The sequence below is a fragment of the Dorea sp. AM58-8 genome (assembly GCF_003464045.1).
Lineage (GTDB): Bacteria > Bacillota > Clostridia > Lachnospirales > Lachnospiraceae > Claveliimonas > Claveliimonas ammoniilytica.
The window spans coordinates 12,445-35,524 of record NZ_QSDM01000008.1 but is presented as its reverse complement, the minus strand read 5'-3'; the positions used below and the strand labels follow the sequence as shown (position 1 = coordinate 35,524).

Annotated in this window: 23 protein-coding genes, 1 riboswitch and 1 other annotated feature; of the genes, 1 reads left to right on the top strand and 22 read right to left on the bottom strand. The window is 44.0% G+C overall.

Features of this window, described 5'->3' with window-relative positions; all coding sequences use genetic code 11:
• Window positions 1-65 precede the first annotated feature (65 nt).
• The 22 genes from DXA18_RS07590 to DXA18_RS07490 all read right to left on the bottom strand — a co-directional run bounded on the left by DXA18_RS07590 (window position 66) and on the right by DXA18_RS07490 (window position 22,141).
• Window positions 66-2,228, bottom strand: a complete 2,163-nt coding sequence (locus DXA18_RS07590) for an ATP-binding response regulator (RefSeq protein WP_118383390.1) — start codon at window positions 2,226-2,228, stop codon at window positions 66-68.
• Window positions 2,212-3,027: a substrate-binding periplasmic protein gene (locus DXA18_RS07585; protein WP_118383460.1), complete on the bottom strand. Its 816-nt coding sequence runs from the start codon at window positions 3,025-3,027 to the stop codon at window positions 2,212-2,214. The genes DXA18_RS07590 and DXA18_RS07585 overlap by 17 nt, the downstream gene beginning before the upstream one ends.
• A gap of 80 nt (window positions 3,028-3,107) precedes the next feature.
• Window positions 3,108-3,183: riboswitch (cyclic di-GMP riboswitch) on the bottom strand.
• A gap of 58 nt (window positions 3,184-3,241) precedes the next feature.
• A complete protein-coding gene (locus DXA18_RS07580; RefSeq protein ID WP_118383389.1) occupies window positions 3,242-3,952 on the bottom strand; it encodes a TMEM165/GDT1 family protein in 711 nt (236 codons plus the stop codon).
• Window positions 3,953-4,256: 304 nt separating this feature from the next.
• Window positions 4,257-4,916 (bottom strand): DNA-3-methyladenine glycosylase family protein, encoded by a 660-nt coding sequence (locus tag DXA18_RS07575; RefSeq protein WP_118383388.1) that lies wholly within the window; start codon window positions 4,914-4,916, stop codon window positions 4,257-4,259.
• 133 nt (window positions 4,917-5,049) lie between these two features.
• Complete coding sequence (locus tag DXA18_RS07565) at window positions 5,050-5,952, bottom strand: hypothetical protein (RefSeq protein ID WP_199665559.1); 903 nt, start codon at window positions 5,950-5,952, stop codon at window positions 5,050-5,052.
• 1 nt (window position 5,953) lies between these two features.
• Window positions 5,954-7,297: an MATE family efflux transporter gene (locus DXA18_RS07560; RefSeq protein WP_118383386.1), complete on the bottom strand. Its 1,344-nt coding sequence runs from the start codon at window positions 7,295-7,297 to the stop codon at window positions 5,954-5,956.
• 1 nt (window position 7,298) lies between these two features.
• Window positions 7,299-7,739: a MarR family transcriptional regulator gene (locus DXA18_RS07555; protein WP_118383385.1), complete on the bottom strand. Its 441-nt coding sequence runs from the start codon at window positions 7,737-7,739 to the stop codon at window positions 7,299-7,301.
• Between the two features lie 83 nt (window positions 7,740-7,822).
• Entirely contained in the window at window positions 7,823-8,284 is a 462-nt protein-coding gene (locus DXA18_RS07550; protein ID WP_118383384.1) for a SpoVA/SpoVAEb family sporulation membrane protein, read from the bottom strand.
• Between the two features lie 17 nt (window positions 8,285-8,301).
• Window positions 8,302-8,724, bottom strand: coding sequence for a stage V sporulation protein AB (locus DXA18_RS07545; protein WP_118383383.1), 423 nt, complete (start codon window positions 8,722-8,724; stop codon window positions 8,302-8,304).
• Window positions 8,684-9,370, bottom strand: a complete 687-nt coding sequence (locus tag DXA18_RS07540; RefSeq protein ID WP_118383382.1) for a stage V sporulation protein AA — start codon at window positions 9,368-9,370, stop codon at window positions 8,684-8,686. The genes DXA18_RS07545 and DXA18_RS07540 overlap by 41 nt, the downstream gene beginning before the upstream one ends.
• Window positions 9,358-9,522: a hypothetical protein gene (locus DXA18_RS15795; protein WP_199665558.1), complete on the bottom strand. Its 165-nt coding sequence runs from the start codon at window positions 9,520-9,522 to the stop codon at window positions 9,358-9,360. Before DXA18_RS15795 ends, DXA18_RS07540 begins: the two co-directional genes overlap by 13 nt.
• Before the next feature lie 144 nt (window positions 9,523-9,666).
• The gene (locus tag DXA18_RS07535; RefSeq protein WP_118383381.1) at window positions 9,667-10,380 is read right to left on the bottom strand and encodes a SigF/SigG family RNA polymerase sporulation sigma factor; all 714 of its coding nucleotides are present in this window, start codon (window positions 10,378-10,380) and stop codon (window positions 9,667-9,669) included.
• Entirely contained in the window at window positions 10,359-10,829 is a 471-nt protein-coding gene (spoIIAB, locus tag DXA18_RS07530; protein ID WP_118383380.1) for an anti-sigma F factor, read from the bottom strand. The genes DXA18_RS07535 and spoIIAB overlap by 22 nt, the downstream gene beginning before the upstream one ends.
• Before the next feature lies 1 nt (window position 10,830).
• The gene (locus DXA18_RS07525; protein WP_118383379.1) at window positions 10,831-11,142 is read right to left on the bottom strand and encodes an STAS domain-containing protein; all 312 of its coding nucleotides are present in this window, start codon (window positions 11,140-11,142) and stop codon (window positions 10,831-10,833) included.
• Between the two features lie 316 nt (window positions 11,143-11,458).
• A complete protein-coding gene (locus DXA18_RS07520) occupies window positions 11,459-12,820 on the bottom strand; it encodes a hypothetical protein (RefSeq protein ID WP_118452957.1) in 1,362 nt (453 codons plus the stop codon).
• Between the two features lie 17 nt (window positions 12,821-12,837).
• Window positions 12,838-12,972, bottom strand: coding sequence for a hypothetical protein (locus tag DXA18_RS16340; RefSeq protein WP_262581054.1), 135 nt, complete (start codon window positions 12,970-12,972; stop codon window positions 12,838-12,840).
• A 22-nt stretch (window positions 12,973-12,994) separates the two neighbouring features.
• A complete protein-coding gene (locus tag DXA18_RS07515) occupies window positions 12,995-14,299 on the bottom strand; it encodes a bifunctional folylpolyglutamate synthase/dihydrofolate synthase (protein ID WP_118383378.1) in 1,305 nt (434 codons plus the stop codon).
• A gap of 1 nt (window position 14,300) precedes the next feature.
• Window positions 14,301-16,535, bottom strand: coding sequence for an LTA synthase family protein (locus tag DXA18_RS07510; protein ID WP_330424463.1), 2,235 nt, complete (start codon window positions 16,533-16,535; stop codon window positions 14,301-14,303).
• Window positions 16,536-16,549: 14 nt separating this feature from the next.
• Window positions 16,550-19,204 (bottom strand): valine--tRNA ligase, encoded by a 2,655-nt coding sequence (locus DXA18_RS07505; protein ID WP_118383377.1) that lies wholly within the window; start codon window positions 19,202-19,204, stop codon window positions 16,550-16,552.
• A gap of 91 nt (window positions 19,205-19,295) precedes the next feature.
• Window positions 19,296-19,524: a binding site (T-box leader), on the bottom strand.
• 116 nt (window positions 19,525-19,640) lie between these two features.
• A complete protein-coding gene (locus tag DXA18_RS07500) occupies window positions 19,641-20,585 on the bottom strand; it encodes an AEC family transporter (protein ID WP_118383376.1) in 945 nt (314 codons plus the stop codon).
• Between the two features lie 77 nt (window positions 20,586-20,662).
• Window positions 20,663-21,589 carry a DUF1848 domain-containing protein gene (locus DXA18_RS07495; RefSeq protein ID WP_118383375.1) on the bottom strand — a complete coding sequence of 309 codons (927 nt, stop codon included), beginning with the start codon at window positions 21,587-21,589 and terminating at the stop codon, window positions 20,663-20,665.
• Between the two features lie 12 nt (window positions 21,590-21,601).
• Window positions 21,602-22,141, bottom strand: coding sequence for an HD domain-containing protein (locus DXA18_RS07490; protein ID WP_118383374.1), 540 nt, complete (start codon window positions 22,139-22,141; stop codon window positions 21,602-21,604).
• A gap of 183 nt (window positions 22,142-22,324) precedes the next feature.
• Here DXA18_RS07490 and ymfI point away from each other — a divergent pair, with 183 nt between their 5' ends.
• The gene (ymfI, locus tag DXA18_RS07485; RefSeq protein ID WP_118383373.1) at window positions 22,325-23,059 is read left to right on the top strand and encodes an elongation factor P 5-aminopentanone reductase; all 735 of its coding nucleotides are present in this window, start codon (window positions 22,325-22,327) and stop codon (window positions 23,057-23,059) included.
• The last annotated feature ends 21 nt before the right edge of the window (window positions 23,060-23,080 follow it).

The window sequence follows — 23,080 nt, the reverse complement described above, 5'->3', positions numbered from 1 at the left end:
CCTCTTTCAGTTATAATCATATTTTTTCTTTTTCAATATGAATCTCCCTTCTGAAATCCTTTCCACTAATCCAACAATTCATGAATCGCCTTTACTAATTTATTCGCATCAATCGGCTTGGCGATATGTTCATCCATTCCTGCTTCTTTTGCTCTCAGTCTGTCCTCTGTGAACGCATTTGCTGTCATTGCAATAATCGGAATTACCTTTGCATCCTCTCTTCTCATGGAGCGGATTATTTTTGCTGCTTCATAGCCACTCATGACCGGCATCATAATATCCATAATGATAACGTCTATTTCACCTGGTCTGCTTTTTCTGAACAGTTCAACAGCCTCCTGTCCATTCCATGCTTTGGTCACAACAGCACCTTCATTCCGGATCATAAACTCTGCAATTTCCATATTCAACTCATTGTCTTCTGCCAGAAGAATATGCAGTCCTTTTAAGGATTTTTCCGATATATCCTTCTGTTTCTCACGTTTATCTGCACCCAGATCTATTTTAAACGGAACTCTGATCAAAAATGTAGTCCCTGCACCTTCTTTACTTTTAAAGGTAATGCTTCCACCCATTTTTTCAACCAGTTTTTTGCTAATCGGCATTCCCAGTCCAGTTCCCGCATATTTTGTACGGCTTCCGGTATGTTCCTGTGCAAAAGGTTCAAAAATGTGTTCCTGGAATGCATCTGTCATCCCAATTCCAGTATCCCTACAGACAAATTCCACTGTCGTCATGTCTGGCTGTTCGGATGGAATTTCTCTGCAGCTGATATAGATACAACCATTTTTCTTATTATATTTTACCGCATTCGACAGGATATTCATCATAACCCGTTTTACATACGCCGGACTTCCGATAAGATTCGGATGTATGACTTCTTTTTTCTCCCACATGATTCGGATATTCTGTTCTGCGGCTATCTGTTCGATCACAGCAAAAACTTCTTCGACAATGCTACTCAGATTAAATGGAGTTTCTTCCAGAACCATCTCATCCGCTTCCAGTTTGCTCATATCCAGAACTTCGTTCACCAGTTCCAGCAACAGATGCGATGCCTCTTTGATCTTTCCCCTGCATTCCGTCTGTTTCTCCAGATCATCTGCATGATGGTCAGCCACATCAATCATGCCGCAGATTCCATTAATCGGTGTCCGGATATCATGACTCATCCTCTGTAGAAATTCCGTCTTCGCCCGATTGGCTGCCTCTGCCTTTTTTGCTGCCATCAAAAGATCTGCTTTGTATTGTTCTTCTTTTTCCAGCTCCTGTTTCTGATGTACCTGATTCGTTCTGTATTCCCGGAACACGAATACACTAAATATCAGGAAATACAGAAAAATGACACCTGTTACACTTAATGGAAGGTTGCGGAATACTTCCGTATCCGGAAGATACGCATAGATATAGTAATCCCGCTGCTTCAACATAATTCCATAACATCCGGTTCCTTCATTCTTCAAATGGAAAATATGCTGACTGTCTGTGTGATTTTTCATTGCCTGGACAACCTCGTTATCAGCAGTATCCTGCCCCAGCAGGCTCTCATTGTTGCTGGCAACGACTGTTCCTTTGTCTGCAACAATAATCGTTCCATCTTTCTGGGTACTATAACCACTTAGGAGATTTTGTATCGTCAGCGTATAGTTTCTGGCAAATTCGGGTGATGTGTAATAGTAGGTTGCAACGATACCTGGCGCATCTTTTCTGGCACAGGCTGCAATGTCGATATGTGATCCGTCTTTCCTGTCAAATCGTTCTGAATAAGATCTTTCTTCATATCCGGCAAAATCCATGATAATGTCTTTCTGCAGATACTCCGCAATCTCATTGGTCATAGACTCATCCACGCTGTATTCACAGACTGTTTTCCCCTCTGCATCCAGTACAAGGATACCATCCACCCAGAGAGTCTGAAGATTTTCTTTCAGGAACTCCTGACTTAGCTGACCGCCGTTTTCTGTTTCCATGTCGATATTCGTACTCATCTGTCTGGCACTTTCGATTGCACGGAGGAGACTTTTAGATTCCGAAGATTCATTGTAATGGGTGTAGGTTGAGCACTGCACTTTCACATAATTCACAATCTCCACCATTCTTTTCTCTGCTTCTGATTTCTCTGCATGGAAGAAATAAAACAGAGAAACTGCTGCCACACAGATTCCAAGCAAAATGCCAACTATTATAATCCGTTTTCCTTTTGCTTTTCTTTTAATATCCAAGATCATCCACCTCCAGATACTTTTCCGGATCATCCAGATATTTTCCAACAATTTTCAGAGTCGTGCCATCCTGACGCATTTCCTCCAGCGTCTGTTCCATCTGCTCACATATTCCTCTGTCATCATTTTTCGCAAAAGCAACACCTATTCCGGTGATCATCAGAGGTTCTTCCAGGATACGGAAGCTTGCATCATAATCTTTCATATACTGGACGATAGATTCCTCATGTGCGGCTACTGCATCCACATATCCTTTTCCCAGAAACGTATAGATCAGTTCCCTGTGTCCAAGACTGATCAGATTTTCCAGTTTTGGAATTCTTTCATCCGTCCGGTTCAAAAAGATGCTTTCTGGTTTGGTTGTAGACTGGACAGCCAGATTCTTTCCCTCCAGATCACTCAGTTTATAGATATCACTGCTCGCATTTACAGCAACCACCTGACGACTTGCAATGTATGGTCCTGCCCAGCGGTAATCATCAAGGCGCCCCTCCATGGAAAAGCAACCCATGATACAGTCAATCTCCCCACTCTCTACCAGTTCTTTTTTCTCTTCCCAGTCAATCTGGACAACATCCACCTGATAACCCATTCTTTTGAAAGCTTCTGTAGCAAGTTCTACATCTATTCCCGTCGGTACACCATTTTCATTCAGGTAATTGTATGGTGGATAGTTATCGCTGCCGATGGTAATGACAGGCTTTTCTGTTTCTTTTTTACCGCTGTCTGTGTTTTTACACCCTGACAGGGTGACTACTAAAATTCCCACAAGCAAAATGCCTGCAATCACTCTTTTTTCTTTTATTTTCTTTCTTTTATCCATATGATTCTTTCTTATATTTTTAAAATAAAAAACACTATCTCAAATAGACAGTGTACATCGTTTCATGCAACTGGCTGCCATTTTACAGGCCCTCTAGCTTTGCGTCACAGGCTTTCGTCTGCTTTGCTCAAAAATATTTCTTTCATTAATAGTATCATTCTGCTATTACTCTGTCAATTCCTGTGATTCAGATGATTCATTTCAATCTCCGATACCAGGAGTTCTTCTTCTCTCTTTTCATGAAGAGACAGACACACACGATAACAAATACAACCGTTACGGCTATCAGTGCCGGCCACACCGGCAACGGACAGACCTCTGCACTTATAAGCTTAAGTCCCTGATAAAGAGTGAACACGCCGAATACGGAGAATATCACAACTGCAAGTGTATTCAGCAATCCATCCGGGGTCTTACTCTTTAGCAGATAACCGAATAACATGCCAAGAATATCTGCCGCAAACAGTCCCAGAGAACAGGCGATCCACACAATAACTGCAGCACTCATCCCTTCATTAGCACCAAATGTAATCGCCGTAAGCTGTGTCTTATCTCCAAGTTCTGCTACAAAAAATGTACAGAACACTGCAAGCGGAGCAAACCTAATCTTTGTTTTGCCGCCCTCTTCCTCTTCCTCTTCATCTTCATCGTCACCGGCAATCGTTGATGCTGCAAAATAAAGAAATGCGAATGCCGCGATCATCTTAATGAGCCAATCAGGAATAAATTTGCTGACAAGTCCGCCCGCAAGAACAGCCAGTCCATTCAACACAAGGATTGCCACAGCAGTTCCTGCTATAATGTCTCTTAACTTATATTTGGACGTAAGAGCAATAAGCATGAGCTGGGTTTTATCTCCCATCTCTGCAATAAATTCCGTAAAAAATACCTTTAAAAATAACAACATTTCCTGATTTCTCCTTTATCTTGTTATGATGTAAAACGCGTATCCCATATAAAATGATGTTAGGAGCAAAAGCCCGCTGTGCAAAAAAACAGACTCATGTATATCAATTATCAGTCGATGTATCATACATAAACTGTTCATCAATATACATGAGTCTCATTATTTAAGATTTGCCAGATTATATCGTGTCATATAATCAGAATGTTGACAAACCACACTTTCGCGCTAACTACTCCCTCATGGAATATGAAATTACTTAATAAAGATTATCAAATAGATGCAGTCTTGTCAATCAGAAAACCGGTTATTTCTCTATTTCCTTTTTCTTCATCTTTGGTTTATAATCTTTCATTCCCGGAATTGCACCGCCCGACACTGCCCAAAGGTAAAGGCTTGCCACGCTGCAATATGGACTGAAACGGCGACGGTATCTTTCAAATAGTTTCCGGTCAATTTTCCTGTGATGATAGACCATACGCAGTCCACGCTGAATTGCAAGATCATCATAGCTGAAAATATCTGGACGCTGCATACAAAACAGTAAGATCATCTCCGCCGTCCAGACTCCGATACCTTTCAGACTGCTCAATTCCCGGATGGCATCCTCATCGGACATCTGCCACACTGCATCCAGATCAACTGTGCCATCGTGAACTTTTCTTGCGAAATCCGAGATATACTCTGCTTTACGGAACGTCATCCCAAAAGACTGCAGCCTGGAAATGTCCGCAGAAAGTATCGTTTCCGCATTAATCTCACCCAGCGTTTCCTGCATCCGCTTCCAGATTGTTGCCTGTGCCTTTGTAGAAATCTGCTGTCCAATAATATGATGTACAACTGAAGAAAACAAGTCAGCATCTACTTCTCGTTGTATCAATCCAACCTGGTCAATAACTTCCGCAAGCCTTTTATCTTTACTTCGAAGATATGAAATTTCTTTTTCTCCATATTCAAAAATTTTCATTTGTGTTCTCCTTATATTCCCTTAAATATTCTTCTGCGTTATTACAGATCTTGTCAAATACATTGATACACATATACTTTTCATTATCTTTACTTTGCTTTCTTTCAACAAGTTCTTTGTTTTCCAATTTTTTCTAAAACAAATCCAGCATATTATCCAGATATATCTTCTCTCTGACCTGAAGCTGATATTCCGGCCTGGTCATATAATACAATAAAAATTCCAGAATCAGTGCACTTCCCAGACTCCGACCCTCAATCTTAAAATTAGAGAATCCCATTGGCAGATATATATGTTGAATATCCCGGATACCGATAAATCCCGAATTTGTCATGGCTTTCGAGAACAGATATCCATGCTCAGAATCCGGTGCAGTACAATGAAAATCTCCTTGTTCTTCTCCCAGATTCCTACGGCTGACTGTTTCATAACAATATTTTCTGTCCTTACATCCAAACCAACAACATTCATTACAAAGAAATTCAATTTTATCTTTTTGCTCCACGGACAGCATATCTAATCTGTCAAATGCTTTATTCAGTCGAAAATCCGGTACAACATACCGAAACTCATCCCGATTAATCTCATCCTGCAATTGTCCGAACTCTGTCAGCACCTTCGTTGTCGAAGACACCAGATAAAGATTCGGATAATTTGCTTGCAAATACTCTGCCAGCAAATCTGAGTGAACAATCACACCATTCTTCACTTCCCCACTATTCTCAAACATTGCACAGAGCATATTGCATTTCTTATCTGAAAGATGCTCTTTCTTCAGTAACGAATTGCTGAACGTCAGTCTGGCAGAGACTTCATATTCTCGCATCAGTTCCAGTACTGCCTGTGGAGCACATTCTCCAAATCCTGCACGACCTCCGCCCCACAGGCAGTCCGCCGGAGCACCATAAATAGAAGCTATCTCACACCAGTCATAAAAATATTCTCTATGTTCACGAAATAACGGCAGAAACACTTGGTACAATTCATAAAATTCAAACAGTCCCGGAAGGTGATAATATGCAATATCTTTTCTCATTCTATGACTCACTTTCACTCTTTCTGTTAATATAAATATAGTAGATGACACTCATGATCACGCCGACAGTTGTAGACACCGGCGCTGCCAGACCGATCTTTGTCAGGCTTGCATTCGGCTGAATACTCATTACATATGCGAACGGCAGACGTACCAGAAGTGTCTGAAACAGACCCTGCGTCATAACCCATACGGTCTTATTATTCCCATTAAAGTAACCAATCAGGCTGAACAAAATGGCGGTCATAAGTGTCTCTGCAGCAAATCCTTTCAGATATTCAAACGCGCTCTGGACAACCGCTGCATCTGTCGTGAAGAATCCTGCAAGTAAATCTCCCTTAAACATTACCAGCATAAATACCACGCATCCCACAGCTAGTCCTACACCAACGCCAGTATACAACGTATGCTTCGCTCTTTTGGTCTTTCCTGCTCCTACATTCTGGGATACAAACGACGCCATAGACTGCATCAACGCACTCGGTACCAGCATTGCAAAATTTACGATTTTGCACGCAACTCCATAACCTGAAGATGCTTCCAGACCAAGACGGTTGACAAATGCACATAATGCCAGAAATGAAATCTGAGTAAGTAACTCCTGGAGTGCCAACGGTAATCCAATCTTAAGAAACCGATTACACTGTACATTCCACCTGAAATCTTTTTTTGTGATCGAAAACGGAAGATCCTTTTTCAAAAGAATAACAATCGCAAATACCACGCTGCATCCCTGCGCCGCTACAGTCGCGATTGCAGCTCCGACAGCATCCATATGCAGTCCGGCAACTAATGCCAAATCTCCAATGATATTAATAATACATGCCACCAATACAAATAACAGCGGTGATTTGCTGTCTCCCAATCCTCGGAATATGGCCGATAATACATTATACGCCACGATAAAAAAGATTCCGCCTCCGCAAATGCGTACGTAATTCGCTGTCAGTGCCACTGCCTCTTCCGGCGCCTGCATCAGTACTGAAATCGGATGTGCGAAACCAACCATCAAGATAAACAATACGATCGATATTCCGGCAAATACAACTGCCGACCCGCCGATGACTGATCCGATCTGTTCCGGACGTTTCTCTCCCAGATACCGCCCGATCAATACGGTAATTCCCATCGCGAGCTGTGTTACCACAAATGTAACCAGGTTCAATACCTGACTTCCTGTCGATACACCGGAAAGCCCCGATGTTGAGCCGTATCTTCCTACCACCAGCAGATCCACTGCACCGTAAGCCGCCTGTAAAATTAATGCTCCAAGCACCGGCATCATGAACGCAACCAGTTTCTTTAAAATACTTCCCTGTGTAAAATCCGTCTTATCATTTACCATGTTAGTCTCTCCTTTCGCGCATAATCTGATAAAATTTCTCAATCGTCAGAATCATATTCTCGGCTTCTTCTTCAGATATCACATCCATATAAGGAGCTAACATTGTAAAATATTGTGCATCGAATTTCTGATGCAGTTCTTTGCCTGACTCCGTAGCAGTTATGTACGTAACTCGTCCGTCATCACGTGACGCAATTTTTTGAAGGTATCCCTTCTTTTCCATTTCCTTTACCGTTCTTGTAACGCCCGGTCTCGGAATATGCAACCTGTCACTGATATCCGAAATTTTTACAGAAATACCTTCTTTTTCCATCATATCAATGACGTCCAGATAGTGAATGTATGATGGCATCACGCCGCCTGGCAATGGTGGGAGCATCTCACGGATGCGCTTCGCCTGATAACATGCATCAAGCATCCTTTTAATCATTCTATTGTCCATAATAAAAATCCTCCATATAATTACCTTAGTTAATTACCCTTGGTAATTATACGGAGGATTCATCATTTTGTCAATAGCTTTTATCACAAGAAACTTCCTAGCCACCACACGAGTCCCAGTGCCCAACTGATTACCGTTCCATACAGGATTACCGGTCCTGCTATGGTAAATATCTTGCAACCGATGCCCATGACCTGTCCTTCTTTTTTATATTCAATTGCCGGAGCCGCTACTGAATTGGCAAAGCCGGTAATCGGTACCAATGCTCCTGCGCCTCCCCATTTGGCAATCCTTGGATAGATATTTAATCCGGTCAGAAGTGCCGATAAAAATACCAATACCACTGCGCACCAGCCGGCACTGATTTCTTTATCCAGCCCAGCTGCTTTACAATAGTTCAGGATTCCCTGCCCGATCATGCAGATTACACCTCCGGTCACAAATGCCTTCGTCATATTCATCCACAAATTGTGCACAGGTGTTACCGCTTTTACATACTCCTGATATTCTTTCTGTTCTCTTTGTTTCTTTGCATTCTGATCCATACTTGTCTTGACCTCCGTCATTTTCCCCAGTGCCGGGAAAAGAATAATAATGCGCCTGCTGTTTTACCGAGTGCAGTTCCCAGAATCACCCACGGAATGCATTGCACCAGCTTCACCCTGCGCACAAAGATTGGAAATACTTCCAGCATCTCTGCCAATGCCATTGCCCAGCATCCGGTAAAGATTCCGGCAAGCAGTCCGAATATCGGTAATATCCATCCGCCTCCCGGAATATGAATCTTAAACACGAACAGCAGATTCCCCAGGATTCCGCCAACTACAATGGCATCTTCATAAAGCATCACATGCTCCCCTGTATGTGTCCGGTCTGCAAAATCTGAGATTACACCGAGTCCTGTAATAAAGGAGAAAAGCCCTGCTGCCACCAGCATCCCTGCGCTAAGTCCGATGATTGCTGACAATATCTGTGGTATCCACATTTACTTCTTTCCCCTTTCTGGAATAATTCTCAATCAGTGTTGTCTGTATATCATTTTCATACAAACGCATTTCCACCTCCATCGGAGTCGGATCTACCGAAAAACGCTTCTTTCCAAAATGATTAAAGAAGATCAATATTCCCAAAGCAATTCCAATACTGTAACAGATCTCCAGCATCGTATAACCACTTGACTGCTGCCCTGTCATCCATTCATAGATCTGATTAAATAATCTGGATACATCCACGTCATTATTAAAAGCCATAATAGAAAATGCGGATCCGGAAAATGATATGAGCACCACGGTGATAATCTTCAGCCAGTGTAAGAAACCTCCTGCTGTCTTCTGGTTTTCCAAAGTGACGATGATATCCTGTGCACCAAGATTCTGTACATCCACAGCCGGATATACATCGTGAATGCACTGAATCAGTTTCAGCACGGATACAACCGTTCTGCTCCGTCTGTGATAAGAATATTTCTTCGATGAATCAACAAATTTCAACACATGGATTGTCCTAAGTCGGGGCAAAATCTTCGGATCCGAACATTCCAGTTCTACCAGATCTCCAAGATTCACCGTTTGACTGGTTACTTCTACCGATTCGTCACCTTTGATATATACCGTTTCTTTTACCGCCGACATACCGTCTGCACCTCATATCTCTGCACCAGTGTTCCCTCTGTAGCATAGTCTTTCCCTCTCACATCATGAAAATAGTAGATCAAGCCCACGATGATCGCTGCTGCCACCACCAGCACCATACAGATCCGTAACTTCTTTCTGGCTTCTTCCATACCACATTCTCCTTTTACCGCATTCACTTAACTATATTTTCTCTTAGTACATGTGGTTAGTATGAGCTGTTAAAGGAATTTTATACATAGAGACAATTCCATTCTAAAAATCTTACAGCTTTTCATTCTAATCATGCTACACGCTTACAGCATCTCCCGCAAATTTTTCAATATTCTCTTCTCCATCCGTGACACCTGCACCTGCGAGATTCCCATAACTTCCCCGATCTCTGCCTGTGTCTTATTGGCAAAATACCTGAGATAGATGAGCTGCCGTTCTTCTCCCGCCAGCCGCTTAAGTAATTCTCCCAGCACAATATGATTCAGCAGTTCTTCTTCCCTGCATTCTTTTTCTTCCAGCTTGTCCATAAGTTCGATCTCATGTCCGTCTTTCTGGTAAATGGGTTTGTGCAGAGACTCCACATCAGAGCTTGCCTCGAATGCTGCGGTCAGTTCCTCCGGTTCCACTTCCAGCGTTCTCGCAAGTTCAAGAAGTGTCGGGTCGCGCCCCCATTTCTTGCGCAGCTTATCCTGACAGGTATACGCTCTGTATGCCAGTTCTTTCAGTGACCTGCTGACTTTGATCATTCCGTCATCCCTGAGAAAACGTTTGATCTCGCCACTGATCAAAGGTACTGCATAGGTACTGAATTTCACATTGTATGTAATATCGAATTTCTCAATTGCCTTCAACAGTCCGATGCTTCCAATCTGAAACAGGTCGTCTGCTTCCGCGCCACGGTTAAAGAACCTTCTTACCACGCACCACACAAGTCCCACATTTTCCTCTACAAGCTGTGCCTTCGCCTGTTCATCCCCCTGGTGAGTCTTCTGAATCAGAGCGATTGTGTGGTCCATAATTCCCTGCCTCTCCCTATAATTTTCTTCATGCGGACGATAGTGCCCTTACCCGGTTCCGACTCTACCTGCACTTCATCCATAAAGGCTTCCATAAATGAAAAGCCCATGCCGGACCGTTCTAACTCTGGTCTGGTGGTATAGAGCGGTTCCATTGCTTTTTTCACATCTGGGATTCCCACGCCCCGATCGGAGATTTCCAGATGCAGTGTCCTGCCTTCAATCCCCGCATAGATCTGCACCTTATTCACATGATTTTCATACCCATGAATGATTGCGTTGGTCACAGCCTCAGACACTGCTGTCTTCACATCAGAGACCTCTTCCAGCGTAGGGTTCAGCTGCGTCATAAAGGACGCTACTGTCACTCTGGCAAATGCCTCATTTGCGGAACGGCTGTCAAATTCCAGTTTCATCTCATTTGTCATTCCATTTACGATTTCTTTCATCTTACTTTTCCTCCTCATATATCTGCATAATCTTAGCCGCTCCTGACATTTTCAGTATCTTTTTGATCCGTTCGCTGGTATGCGCCGCCCAAACTTCTCCGCCAAACATACACACCTTCTTATACCTTCCCATAATGACTCCGATTCCGGAACTGTCGCAGAACTCCGTTCCTGCAAAGTCAAAGATTACATACCGGATATGCCCCCGCTCAATAAGACGGTCCGCTTCTCTTTTGATTTCCTCTGCGCTGTGATGATCCAGATCCTTCGGCAGATAAATAGTCAGGTAATTCTCCTGCACTTCAAATTTCATAGTTTCAACCCCTTTACTTAATTCTCCCTGCTAAACAACAAATCATCAGAAGTGCCAAAAGGCACATTCTGAGATTGTAAGCGGTCGTCAAGGTCCTGAGCCAGCTCGGACTTCGACTCGTCGCGCATAATCGAGTAGGCCAACACCTACTCGACATGCAATCAATGTCATCTCACCTGTCGGCTCGATGAACATTGGCCGCCATATAGAAATTCGTGCAAGCACGATTTCTGCATAGCGGCTTATTGCACAAAAAGAAGAACAGGTGCATTACCCATTCTTCTCTTTCGTATTGTTCTTATTCTCTTTTACTCTATTATTCTTCTGTGTCGTCTGAACTGCTCTTCTTACTGCTTCCTGATGTATCCGACTCCGAATCAGATTCTCCCAGATCTGATGTATCTACATTCGGATAATCTTTATCCAGTTTGTCTTTCCAGGTATTCGCATTGTCCGTATCTCCTGTCTTGTCATATGCCTTATAAAGCAGATATACGGCCTTGCCATCACTGTACCCTTCATCAAATCCGACAAGCACTTCAAGGTCACTGATCGTAGTACTGTAGTTTGCCACCTCGTATGCCTGTAGTGCTTCGGTATATAATGCATCTGCATATCTCGGATAAATGCTGTCCGTCATCTCCTCATAACGGCTCTTTCCAAGTGTTCCCAACGCATCTGGATTAACATTCTTCAGGGAATCTACCATAGCAGAATCTTTCATATCGCTCTGCAGATAATGTGAATACATCTCCATCACGATCTCGTAGCTTTCCTTTGTAGACGCTGCTGTCTGCTGTGCATTTTCGCTCTCTTCGCTGGACGCCCGGTAACTCTCCAGTTCTGTCTTCAGTGCGCTGATCTGTGCTTCCTCTTCTGCAATCTTGTCGCTGAATGCTGTCACCTGCTTATTGGTCTTCTGAGAGGTGGATTTGTTGACCGCCGGCATGATTAAAAACCACATCACCGCAACACCAACTGCCAGACCAATCAAGATATTAATAAATGTCATGCGACCGCTATTATCCTTTAATGCTGATGCGGGCTGAATGATAGTATCATTGCCCACATTATAAGTGACGGTCTGTGACTTTTCATCCTTTTTGACTGCCTCTGCTGCTTCTTTGCGCATCTTACCATTGGTCAGCTCATGCATATAACGGAGCGTGATCTCGTTGGTCGTATCCAACTTGCGTGCTTCCTTCAGCACATGTCTTGCCCTGCTGTACTGCTCAGTGTGCAGATACAATAATGCCAGAAGCTGATATGCTCTTAGGAATCCCGGAAATGCTGCTACTACCTGCTTTAACTGGATGATAGCCATATCTTCTCCGCCCTGCTCGCAGTAGACCAGACTCTGGTTGTATTTACGGATCGCCTGGTTGATCGTATCCAGATCCGCCGGACTTTTCTGTATCTTCTGTATATAATAATTGGCAATATTATCCTTTGGTCTGAGGTTCTTGCTTAAGATCCATTCAACCAGTGCTTCCCCCACTTCTCCTCTGCCGTAATAGACCAGACCGAGGAGATTCCTTGCCGCAATATTTTCACTGTTAAACTGCAGACTCTTCTTCAGCGATGTGACTGCTCCCGTCATATCACGGATCTTCGCCTTCTTAAGTCCGTCATTGTACCAGTAATTGGACTGATAGACTACTTTCTGTGTATACTCCATATAATCCCCATAACCTTTTACTTCGTTTGTTCGATAACTTCTCTCAGAAGATCAGTCATATCAGCAAGATCTTCCTGATAAACTGCATCCTCAATATCTTCTACTTCCAGACATGGTTGGAATTTCTTCAACTCTTCTTCAAAATTAAGCATCTGTATCTCCTCCTTATCTTCGCTAACTGCCAGGCTGTAATATTTCCCTCTTAATCATTCCCGCCAGATACAATGATCCCAGACAGTACATCTTTCCTTGTTCTGTTTTACTTTTGACTGCCCTTGTCCATGCGTCTGCGATCTGCTGCTTTGCAAGCACAGGACGGTCTGTGTATTTCTCAAATATATGTTTCAGCACCTCTGCCGGCACTCGTCGTCCATCCTCGATCTCGGTAACCACATAGGTCTCTGCCGGTACCCGCTCACACAGCTCCCGGATCATGGATTCATATTCTTTATCTTCCACTGCTGAAAATAAGATCACCGATGGTGTCTCTTCTCCCAGTGCCTGTATACTGTCGCAGAATGCCGTAATGGCACCTGGATTATGTGCTCCGTCCAGATAAATGCCGGGACAGATCTCTTCCATACGGCCCTCCCAGTGCACTTCTGCGAGTGCTCTCTGCCATCGCCCGTACTTCTCCTTCGTTACCGGTTCCCTGCTGATTCCTTCCATCGCTGCAATCGCAACAGAAGCATTCATTGCCTGATAGATCCCAGAATTAGAAAGCCTCCAGACGATATTATCATCATAAGCATTTACCCTTGAAAAAGCAATACGTTTGTCTGTGATTTCCTGGATTTTGAACGCATGTTTCGTGATTTCTCTACATTCTGCGCCTTTTGTCTCCGCCTGTCTGCGAATCACTTCTGATGCTTCCGGACTGCTTCCGTCAAACACTAACGGCACATTCTGTTTGATGATCCCTGCTTTTTCTGCCGCAATCTCTGATATGGTACTGCCAAGATATTTTGTATGGTCGAGACTGATCGATGTAATGACCGTCATCAGTGGCTTCCCCACCGCATTGGTCGCATCCAGTCTTCCTCCCAGTCCTGTCTCAAGGATTGTATAATCCGGATGTTTTTCAGCAAATACCACCATTCCCATTCCAAACAGGAATTCAAAATAGGACGGATGAGCGAAGCCAGCTCCGCTCATCTCGTCTACTGTTGTCTTAACTTTTTCAAATGCTCTCAGGAATTCTTCGTCACTGACCGGTTGTCCGTTCAGACAGATCCGCTCATTGATCTTCACCAAATGAGGAGAAGTAAAAAATCCTGTCGTCTTCCCATCTGCTTCCAGCATGGCACGCAGATAGGCACATACAGATCCTTTGCCATTGGTTCCCGCCACATGGATAATCTTCTGATCCTTTTCCGGATTACCAAGTCCTCGTAAAAACTCACGGGTATGATCCAGTGTATGTTTTTTTGTAAATTTCGGAATCTCCTCTATATAATCGACTGCTTCCTGATACGTCATGTTAATCCCCTTGTTCTTTCGTTGTCTCAAGCCATGATTTGCCTTCGATGCCGCTTCCGGTATCCGGCTTTTCAATCAACTGCCCATTCTGATATACATACTCATTGGATGTACGGAATACCGTATTGCTTGATCCCACCTGACTCACCGTGATAATGTCGCCATACTGCAGATCAGAAGTATCCGGCAGTTCAATTCGTGTATTGTTCAGGAATGTACTCTTCTGCTTCTCACCATTGACATAGACCTTACTGCTCTTGGTAAAGTTCTCACCATACAAACTGTATCCGGTCTCCAGATGCGGTACGATCTCAGACAATGTTACATCCTTCACGCCCATCTGCATATGTCCTTCCGTGATTGGCGGATTACCATTATAGACATACTGCTTGCCGTACAGAATATCGTACTGCAGGAGTTCCAGGTCGGACAGATAATTCTTTGTACCTTTCCGTTCCTGATGGTAGTTAAAGATCGTTCCGGAATGGATACCCAGACGTTCAAATACCTCTGACATGATCTGATATGCAGGAATGTTCTTATCCTGCTGCTCCAGACCAATGTTATCCCAGATTACGTAATTGGTGTTGTACAGGTAACGGCTCTTTAAGTCTTCTGCCTGCAGTCCCATGGTCGGCAGATGGTCTCCATAGAATACGATCACTGTCGGTTCGCCACGGTCTTCCACTGCTTTTACCAGATCCCCTGCAAACTTATCCATCTCATAGACCTGATTCACATAGTATTCCCATTTATTCTTCAGTGCCTCGTTCTCGATTCCCTCAACCTTAATCTTCGGGTCTTCGATGACCTGCTCTTCCGGATAATCACCATGTCCCTGTACGCTGATGGTCATCAGGAAATCCTGCTGCTCGGTAGTGTCCATTGCTTCCATCATGTGCTGAATCAGCACTTCATCTTTCGCCCATCCATTCGGTGTGGTCTGCAGGATATTCATAAATTCCTTACTGGTAAATGTATCATATCCGGCATTGTTGTATACACGGGCACGGCTATAGAAGTTACCACCGTTATTATGCAATCCATGAGTTCCATATCCCAATGCGCCCAGTGCTGTTGCCGCACTTTCCGCAGTCTTTTCTTTCAGATAAGTCTTAAATGGATATTCTCCCGGTCCGAAGAAACGCATATTCATACCGGTCATAACCTCAAACTCGGTATTCGCGGTTCCGGCGCCTACGGATGGCACCTTGAAATATCCGGACGAATAATTCTTATACATCTCATGCAGATTCGGGCATGCATCCTCAGATGTTGTAAAAAATTCTGCCTCATCTACATCAAAATAAGACTCTAACTGCACGAAGATGATATTCGGCAGATCATCTGATGCACGGGAGGTCTCATTGACTGTAATCTCACCGTTATTGCTGATCCTCTCCATTTCCTCTTTACTGTAGCCTGTCGGCTCATCAATGCCTGTGTTAAACACACTGGCCATAAAACAATATGGAAGACCATAATCCTGATAAGCAAATGCAATATTTCCGAAATAGTTAGATACCACACGCTGATCCAGTGCAATCTGGCTGACGATCAGATATGCTCCGAAGCTGACTCCGATACCGATCACTGCCAGCCATCTGCGAAGCTTACCTGTGTACTGTCCGCCGCGGCGCCACATGGATATGATCCATACCACAACCGCCACGATACCAACCGCGATCATAATCAGCTCAAATGGATCAAAGTAGTTATTGATCAACTGAACTGCGTCCATCGCTACCTTTAAGTCCTGCGCATTAAACGGTGTTACACGCTTGATCAGCATATAGCCGTTGCAGACACCAAGGATCAGCCACAATACACTTACAATAATTCTGGCAAATACCCGTCGTCGGAACAGATAGACGATTGAAAATGTCGCAAATATCATGAATGCATTATACAGGAACACCAGTGGTGAATTTACCATATAATCCCATGCCTGAAACAGAGAATGTCTGGATATGGCTTCGATAACCAGATTGATCACACATGCAAGCAGTGCATGGCACAGGAGTGACAGTCGGTTCATCCACATATAAACCGGCTTCATCTTTTTCGCAAATGCGCTGTTCCTGCGCTCTTCCAAGATCCGCTCCCTGCGCTCTTTCTTCGCTTTTCTCCAGGCAATAATGTCTTCTTTTTTCAGGTGCCGGATCTTATAGATTGTCCCCTTAATATCCGGCTTTTTTGGTTTTTTCAGATGTAGCTTAAAATGAAGCTTTTTCAATTCAATCACCTTACTTACATTTTTTCTTTCAGTCCGGCAAGACGCTCCTGTACCTGAGCAAGCATCTGCTGATATTTTTCCAGTTTCTCACGCTCTTCCTGTACCTTTGCTTCCGGTGCCTTGCTGACAAACTTCTCATTGTTCAGCATGCCATTTGCACGTGCGATCTCTTTCTGAAGTCTTGTCTCTTCTTTAGCAAGACGTTCGATCTCCTGTGCAAAGTCAATCAGTTCTTCCATCGGAAGATATACGGTTGCATCCGGAACTACAATAGATACGGCATCATCTGCAATGCCGGTCTTGTCTGTCTGGATCACAAAGTCATTGGCTGCTGCCATCAGTTTCACTGAATCTTTCAGACTCATAAGTCCCTGGCTCAGCTTTGCATTTTCGCATACTACATAAATCGTAGCCTTGCGTGAATTCGGTACATTCATTTCTGCACGTACATTACGTACGCCTCTTACAATCTCTTTGTAATGGTTCAGTACGTCTTCAGCCTCCGGGAAGCTTGCTGCTTCATCGTATACCGGCCATGCAGACATCATCAGTGATTCCTCTTCCGGAACCAGCTTGCTGTAAATCTCTTCTGTTACAAATGGAATGTATGGATGCAACAGCTTCAGGGAGGTCTTCAGTACTTCACGCAATGTCCACAACGCAGCATTTGCTCCCTTTGGATCTTCCTCTGCATGATACATACGATACTTGGCGATCTCAATGTACCAGTCACAGAACTCATCCCATACGAAATCGTATACCTTAGAAAGGGCAATACCCAGTTCGAATTTATCCAGGTTCTCTGTAACGTCCTTCACCAGTGTATTGCATGCAGACAGAATCCACTGATCTGCCGGCATCAGTTCAGAGGCTTCCGGCTTCGTTACATTCTTTCCATCCATATTCATAAGGATGAAACGAGACGCATTCCATACCTTATTGGCAAAATTACGGCTTGCCTCTACTCTTTCATTATAGAAACGCATGTCATTACCAGGCGCATTACCTGTGATCAATGTCATACGAAGTGCATCTGTACCATACTGATCGATAATATCCAGCGGATCGATACCATTGCCCAGAGATTTACTCATCTTACGTCCCTGTGAATCACGTACCAGTCCATGGATCAGTACCGTGTGGAATGGTGACTTGCCAGTGTGTGCATATCCGGAGAATACCATACGGATTACCCAGAAGAAGATGATGTCATATCCGGTTACCAGTACATCCGTCGGATAGAAATAATCCAGATCTTCTGTCTGTTCCGGCCATCCCAGCGTAGAGAACGGCCACAGTGCTGATGAGAACCAGGTATCCAGTGTATCCTCATCCTGTGTCATGTGTGTACATCCGCATTTCGGGCATACAGATGGTTTCTCTTTAGCAACTACCATCTCGCCACATTCGTCACAGTAATATGCCGGAATACGGTGTCCCCACCAGATCTGTCTTGAAATACACCAGTCACGAATGTTCTCAAGCCAATGCAGATAAATCTTGTCAAAACGCTCTGGTACGAACTTCAGGTCGCCGTTCTTGATCGCTTCGATCGCCGGCTTGGCAAGCTCATCCATCTTAACGAACCACTGCTGTTTGATCAGTGGCTCAACCGTTGTATGGCAGCGGTCATGTGTACCTACATTATGAGAATGTGGAACCACTTTAACCAGAAGTCCCTGCTCCTCCAGTTCTTTTACCATAACCTTACGCGCTTCGTAACGGTCCATACCTGCGTATTTACCGCCGTTTTCATTGATCGTACCATCATCATTCATGATGTTGATCTCTGGCAGATTGTGACGCTTACCAACCTCAAAATCGTTAGGGTCGTGTGCTGGTGTAATCTTAACCGCACCTGTTCCAAATTCTTTATCTACATAGTAATCTGCTACAATCGGAATCTCTTTGTTAACCAGTGGCAGAATTACATTCTTTCCTACCAGCTCTTTATAGCGCTCATCATCCGGATGTACTGCGATCGCAGTATCACCAAGCATAGTCTCCGGACGGGTAGTAGCGATCTCAAGGTAATCATCACTTCCTACGATCGGATACTTGATATGCCAGAAATGTCCATCCTGCTCCTCATGCTCAACCTCTGCGTCTGACAGAGAAGTCTTACATACCGGACACCAGTTGATGATTCTGGATCCCTTATAAATGTATCCCTTCTTATAAAGATTGATAAATACTTCTTCAACAGCCTTAGAGCATCCTTCGTCCATGGTAAAACGCTCGCGGTCCCAGTCACAGGATACGCCAAGTTTCTTAAGCTGCTCCTTGATCGTTCCGCCGTACTCTTCTTTCCACTGCCAGGTTCTCTCCAGGAACTTCTCACGTCCCATTTCCTTCTTATCGATACCTTCTTCTTTCAGCTGATTGGTAACCTTAACCTCAGTTGAGATTGCAGCGTGGTCTGTACCCGGTACCCACAAAGCATTATATCCCTGCATTCTCTTATAACGGATCAAGATATCCTGCATCGTGTTATCCAACGCATGTCCCATATGCAGCTTACCTGTGATATTCGGCGGCGGCATAACAATGGTAAATGGCTTCTTGCTTCTGTCTACTTCTGCGTGAAAATACTTCTTTTCACACCACTTGCTGTACAGCTTGTCTTCAATCGCTTTCGGATTGTAAGTTGTTTCAAGATTCTGACTCATGTTCTTTCTCCCTTTTCTCTTTCAATAGATCATTATACTGTTTCACATGTAAGGGTATTTTAAAATATAAAAATCACCCTTTATGTATTAAATAAAGGGTGACTTAATCATCACGGTACCACCTTTATGACGCAGAAAACCTTCTGCACGCTCATCTTATTCTTTAACGGGAACGACTCCGGGACAGCCTACTGATACTGTTCAGCCATCCAGCTCCGAAGCTACCTTCTGTATCTCGCTTCCCGGACGGTCTCACAGCCAACGAACCATCCTCTCTGTCGGTGCATCCGATACATACTCCTCTTCATCCTGGCCTTTCAACTGCCCGCACATGAAAATAAATCAAAGTCGAGCCTAAACTATTGAATATGATAGCCATTGGATGTCGATTTGTCAAGGAGTTTAAAAAATCTTCATAAACTCTTAATATAGGAAATCAGATCAGTCCCATACTTCTCAAAATATACAGCCATCCCGTCAGAGTAAATGCACTGCACAGTGTCGTCAGCATGATAACACCGGACGACAACACTCCTTCATGTCCCATATTTTTCGCCATGACAAAGCTTGAGACGGTCGTTGCAGATCCAAGCATAACCAGAATCGCCACCAGCTTCTCCTCACGGAATCCCATCTGTACTGCAACCGGCAGGAATATTGCACAGAATCCCACCAGTTTGATAAATGCCGCTACGACAGTCGGCTTCACTTTGCTGAGTGCCTTACCAAAATCGAATGTTGCTCCCATCGCCATCAGTCCCATCGGTGTAGCCATACCGCCCACGCTGGATACTGCTTTATTCAGAATCGCCGGCATCGGCAGATGCAGTGCTGACCACGCAAGACCTGTCACAATGCCAAGTATGATCGGATTCGTTACAACACCTTTCAATGTCCGTTTCCACATTGCACGGTCTAATCCCTGCTGTCCCGGTTTAAAAAGTGACAGCACCAGAACTGCCATTACATTATACAATGGCACACTGCCGATGATCATCAGCGGTGCCATACCAGCTGTGCCATAGATATTCTGGATAAATGCGATTCCAAGAAGTGCCGCACTGCTTCGGTAAGATACCTGAATAAATTCTCCTTTGATTGAGCGATCTGACCATAAGCAAGATACTGCCGCTGCAATCGTAATACTGCATACTGTTACTACAAAGCAAAATAACACAAACCGCATATCCCATACTTCAGAGAAATCCACCGTCGCCAGGTCACCAAACAACAATACTGGAAGCGGTACACGGAAGACGAATTTATTCATCTTAGATGCAAATCCGTCATCAATCCATCCAATTTTATTAAAAAAGTATCCCAGTACCATCATCAGAAATACCGGGATTGTTGCGTTCAAACTAAATATTAAATTATCCATAATTTCCTCATTCCATTATAAAGATTCTACTGTACTTGCTTCTGCTATAGAAACCATGCGTAAAAGCCGCGCTGACATCACATAAAATCAAACAGTGACATCTGATTATCCCTCTGCAGATGCATCTTCCGGTCTACGATCGTCTCATCCCCATGAAGATGTCCGATCATGATCGGTGACTGCGGATCATGCATACTGTGCCTCTTAACTGCGCTATCAAGACTTCCCGTGGCATAGCAATAGCCACACCCATGAATGCAGGTGTCATACATGCCAATATCTATGCTCTCTACGCACTTGCACACTTTCCGCTGTCCCTTATCCTTTTTCACATCCAGAGAATATCCGGCGATCCTCTCGACCTTCTCTCTGTCAATACATGCACCCGGATAAATGCCATACGGGATCAGATCTACTGCTTCCGCACAGGTATAAATAGGAAGATTATATGTTTTCGCAATAGCACCCAGTTTCTCTGCCAACCGAACGATTTCTTCCTGTTCCGGTTCCACAAATGGACAGCCTCTGTATTGATCCACAAAGCTGATAATACACCTTTCTGTATATTTATGCAACCACTCACACATCATCTCAAACTTCTCTGTATGATACTGCAGCGTATAAACATCATTTAAAATAATCGGGTCAAACCTCCAGTCTACCCGATCTCTTCCTATTCTTTCACTCAGCAAAAGAAACGTAGCCATACTCTCTTCCATAGTCGGAAGATTCGGCTCCAGATCTTTGCCATAATCTGTAATTGTCATTTCAAAATAATAAGGGAAGCCAAGCAGATCGATCATCTTGAGATAAGGCAGCATCGGCTCAGGGTTCTTCGTCCAGAACACAAAACAGTCCACCGTCTCCGGGGACAGTTCAATCCTGCTGACCTTTTTTCTGTTGTACGGATTCGGAACAAGTACTTCTCCTCCCACCAGTCGGTTCATAAACCACTCCGGATACAGGGCAGGAATATCTGTCCGTCTGCTAGCACTTATAATCATCTCTGGCTCTCCCTATTTACCAAAATTCGCTTCTACCAACCTGCAATATTCTTCATAAGCAGGCTCTCCGGCAAATACATCGCGAAGCGCATCCCGCACTCCTTTATAATACCAGCCAATCATACTCTTATCCTTCATTCGGAATCGATTCCAAAGTTCTTCCCCATATACCGGATAATCACGGTTAATGTCTCTCATATTAGACAACTTATCTGCCAGCGCAATCTTCTGTACATCCGGATCAGCTTCCTTAATGTGACATACTGTTCGGTTCTTACGCTCGATCCAGGTCTTGGACTTGTCCTCGCTCTCCTGCGCTACCAGCTTAGCCACCCGTTCTGAAAACTCTCTGGAAATGACCTCTTCCGTCACACCTTCGCAGTCTTCTATGGTATCGTGAAGATAAGCTGCACTGATGACTTCTTCATCTGTCGTCATAGAGCAGACGATATCTCCCACTTCAATCGGATGTACGATGTAAGGTCGTCTGGTTCCCTTTCGAAATTGTCCTCTGTGTGCCCTGGTTGCAAATTCGATTGCCTTATCGATCATGCTTTTGTACCTTCTCCTTGTATTCGCTTCTGATAGTTTCTGATAATTTCTGTTTTTATTATCCGGCAATTTTCTACTGTCGTCAACCCCCTCATTCCGTATGTTCACTATTCATTGCTTTTATTTTCATTCTGGATACGGTATACTATACTTACATCATTGTGATTGGAGCGCAATAATTCTATGAATCAGAAATATATACTAGTAACAGGTGCTTCCCGCGGAATCGGGCGGAGCATCGCCTTAAAATTCGCCAGAGAAGGATATCATGTTTTCTTAAACTGCCGAACTTCTCTGAATGAACTTGAAGAAGTACAAAATAAAATCCTGAGTATGCCCGGCGGAAGCTGTACTATAACTACCGGTGATGTAGGTGATCCGGATCAGGTGCGCCGGATGTTTCAGGAAATTCATAAAATATGTCCCGGCTTAGATGTACTGGTCAACAATGCCGGTATCAGCCATATCGGACTTCTGATCGACATGACTGATAACGAATGGGATCGTCTGCTAGCTTCCAATCTGTCGTCTGCATTCTACTGCTCCCGCGAAGCACTGAGAGATATGGTCTCTGCCAAATCCGGACGGATCCTGAATATCTCTTCCATGTGGGGAACTGTCGGTGCTTCCTGTGAAGCTGCTTACTCTGCTGTCAAATCCGGCATGAACGGACTGACCAAAGCACTTGCAAAAGAGTATGCTCCCAGCCATATTGCGATAAATGCACTTGCATGCGGTGTTATTGATACAGAGATGAATCATCAGTTATCCTCTGAAGAACGCGCTACACTTGCTGAAGACATTCCGGCAGGACGATTTGCTGACCCAGATGAAGTTGCAGATCTTGCATGGCAGATTATTAACAGTCCGGAATACATGACCGGACAAGTCATAGGAATAGACGGAGGGTATATCTAACAAACGTTAGATATACCCTCT